This is a genomic window from Tychonema sp. LEGE 06208 (assembly GCF_015207505.1).
Lineage (GTDB): Bacteria > Cyanobacteriota > Cyanobacteriia > Cyanobacteriales > Microcoleaceae > Microcoleus.
Map to the genome: position 1 here is coordinate 1 of NZ_JADEWT010000207.1, position 3,149 is coordinate 3,149.

Sequence of the window (3,149 nt, forward strand, 5' to 3'; positions counted from 1 at the left end):
CCGTCAGTTAGACGGGGATAGCCTGCGGACTGGTGAGTGCCGACACTGCCAGAATGAAACAGGAAGTAAGGTTCAAAGTCCAGCTTTGTATAAAGCTGGGTAGCTTTGGGTAAGTCTTATGTAACGGTGTGATATCAAGTCAGGAATCTCAATCAACCCGCCCCGCGACTGGGGTGGGCTGAATTCTCCCCCATTTTCAGGCCCTCAGCAGTTGTTTAGAGGCTGATTCGCCTGCGAGTCGGAGTTGCCGCCTCAATTGCAAGTTCAGCAGCACCAAGACAGTCCACTGGCTGAGTATGGAGAGAAAAATGGTATGTGGTGAGGCGCTCTCCAGAATCGAGCCCCCAAAGACTGAAAATACCCACATGAAAGGAGCTTTTTCTGGGGTGAGGGAAAGCATAGATAGAATAATTGGTGGCCAAATGATAGCGCCTCCGACTGTAAAAACCGCCAAAATTTCCTGGTTTCGGATTTTGGCAAACAAGAATAGCTGGGTGACTGTGGCGTAAATCATGAGGATATTCACGAAGAGAATCATGAATAAAAAGGTATGGCGCGATACCAGTATCCAAGGTGTAAAAATCACTATTGAAATGAAAAAATTGATGGCTATCGCAACTTGTGCCGGACTTTTTTCGCTCCAAATTAAATCGAGTATGGGGTATCTGCGCCACAACTTCTGATTGCTGGGAACGATTTGTTTCCGATACCTTGCCCAATCAGATAAAGCTTGTCTTTCAGGAGTTAAAGCAGCCATTAAAGCTAATAACAGCACGAAATTCATGAACAATAAACACAAGATGTTTTCGCTATTTGTGATTTTGGATTGCAGTGCAAATCCTAAAATTATTGACTGAGAGCAAATCACCAGCAAATAACTTTGCTTCTTGCTCAAAACAGTGGCGGTCGGGTTGGGAAAGCGACGTTGCCATCCCTGCCACATCCAGTAGGTTGCAACCGCAGCAATCAATAAAGATAAGGCGGTACAAGCCAAAAGATTTTCGCCAACCTGCAAATTAAACCATTCGACATCGGTGAATTTTTTAATTAACCAACTAAGGTTAGAATCCGATGACGGATTAACGTGAGAAACTACCTGTTTCAGGACAGCAGCAGGAGACAAAAATGTCAGAAAATCAGCAGCATTGCCGAATGACGATACATTAAAAGCTGTAGTAATAAAAGTCAAAACCGCAGCGCTAGCCAACCAAGGTTGAAGCCCTCCCAACCAACTGGTTGTTAAGCCAAATAGCATCGCGCCGCTGTAGAATAAAGCACAGCTAGCTACCATTGCTATGTCGAAAGATAAAATATGATGCAGAGGTATTTGAGCTGCTAATCCGCTGTAGAGGTGCAGCGGTACAGCCAGAATTGCTGCGAGATCCAATAAAATTGGGACACCGAGAATTTTGCCGAGAAAAATTGTGGTGGCAGATTGGGGACTGAGGCGAATAAAGTTGAGCGTGCTGCGGCGTTCTTCTTTGTCTAAGTCGCCCACTAGCATATAAGTGCCTGCTACTAATAGCACGATCGCACTAAATATACTCAGATAAACGAATATTTGCAGCCACCAAGACGGCCAGTTAATGATGAAATTTCCTGCAGCATCTTGGATACATTGGGTTTGATAACCTTTGGCATTACCATCAAGTCCAGCGCAGAATAGGTTGTGAGTGGGATAATTGCCCTCAGAGACGGGGGGGACAACGGGTATCTGGGCACTCCAAAATAAGAACAGCACCAGTTGACTGCTGAGGGAAAGGAAGCTGACGATCGCAATTTTGCCTATTTTCAGCCGGCCTTTGATTTCTCGAAATAACTGGGGATTCCAGTTACCGATTGTGTCTAGTATGTTGAGAATCATAGGTAATAGTTTTGAGTTGTGATTGAAAAAGTCGCCCTCAACTGTCAAGATGCTTGTTTGTGTCCCATCTTCAGGAAGATGGTTTCTAGGTTTTCTTGAGTGCAGTGAAATTCCGTGAGGGGAATGTTAGCATTGACGAGCGATCGCAATAAATTCGCTGCATCTTCCCGGCTTCCTGAAAAATGAGCGCACACCTGCTGAGTTTCCGGCAATATTTCCCAACTTTCTACCCAAGGAAAGTTTTTGAGTTCCGATGTCAGCGCTGCTAAATCTCCCAAAGTTGACAGGAAAATTTGCTGTTTTCCGAGGCGTTTGTAAAGTTCTTGCAAAGGGGCACTTTCGACAAGATAACCGAGTTCCATAATTCCTACCCAAGTGCAAAGTTCGGCTAAATCGCTGAGAACGTGGGATGATATGACTACGGTCATGCCGGCTTGTTGCACAGCTTTGATGATTTCGCGAAATTGCGATCGCGCGATCGGATCTAGACCCGAAACTGGTTCATCTAACAGCAGTAAAAGCGGTTCGTGAATAATAGTTCGTCCCAAACTCAGGCGCTGTTTCATCCCCCGCGAAAGAGTGGAAATTAAGCTGTTGCGTTTGTTGGTTAATTGCACGAGTTCTAAAACTGCATAGATGCGTTCTCGGCGACGGGGTTGCCGCAAGTTGTAGAGTCGAGCAAAGTAATCTAAATAATCCCACACAGTCAGGTCGTCGTACAGGGGAAAGTCGTCGGGAAGAAAGCCGATGTGCTGTTTGAGAGTGGGGTTAGATCGATCGCGCAACAAGGGACAGCCGTTGATGTAAATCTCCCCTGTAGTAGGTTCTTCGGCGGCGGCTAACATTCGCAGCAAAGTAGTTTTGCCGGCACCGTTGGGGCCGATCAGCCCGCAGATTTCGCCGGCGGCGACTTGCAAATCGATGTCATTGACGGCAATATGGCGATCGAATTGTTTGGTGAGTCCGCGAGTGTCTATTGCTAATTCTTTTGCCATATTTTAAAGGCGAGTGAAATTGGCTGCGGTTCGTGCTTAGTTCCAAAGCTTGCAACTAGCTTAGCCTTTTGATACAGGAGTTGTCACCTGCATTTCGTAAAATAAATTGTTAAGTATTAAAAAGATTTTGAGTTTTGGTAAGGTAGGGCAAAAGGTAATTAACAATTGGTAAACTTATTGCGCGATTTTTTGAGCGATATGGAAACCGCAGATCGAGGCAGATTAACACAGATAAACTGTTACTCATATAGATTGTGTATGGCGATTGAGGGGGAGAGGGGGAGAAGGGG

The 3,149-nt window shown here is 45.5% G+C and carries 2 protein-coding genes; both read right to left on the minus strand.

What is annotated here, in order from left to right; genetic code table 11:
• Positions 1–196: 196 nt before the first annotated feature.
• A complete protein-coding gene (locus tag IQ263_RS27840; RefSeq protein ID WP_194071265.1) occupies positions 197–1,864 on the minus strand; it encodes a hypothetical protein in 1,668 nt (555 codons plus the stop codon).
• Between the two features lie 44 nt (positions 1,865–1,908).
• On the minus strand, positions 1,909–2,859 hold the full coding sequence (locus tag IQ263_RS27845; RefSeq protein ID WP_194071266.1) for an ABC transporter ATP-binding protein: 951 nt from the start codon (positions 2,857–2,859) through the stop codon (positions 1,909–1,911).
• Between the last annotated feature and the right edge of the window lie 290 nt (positions 2,860–3,149).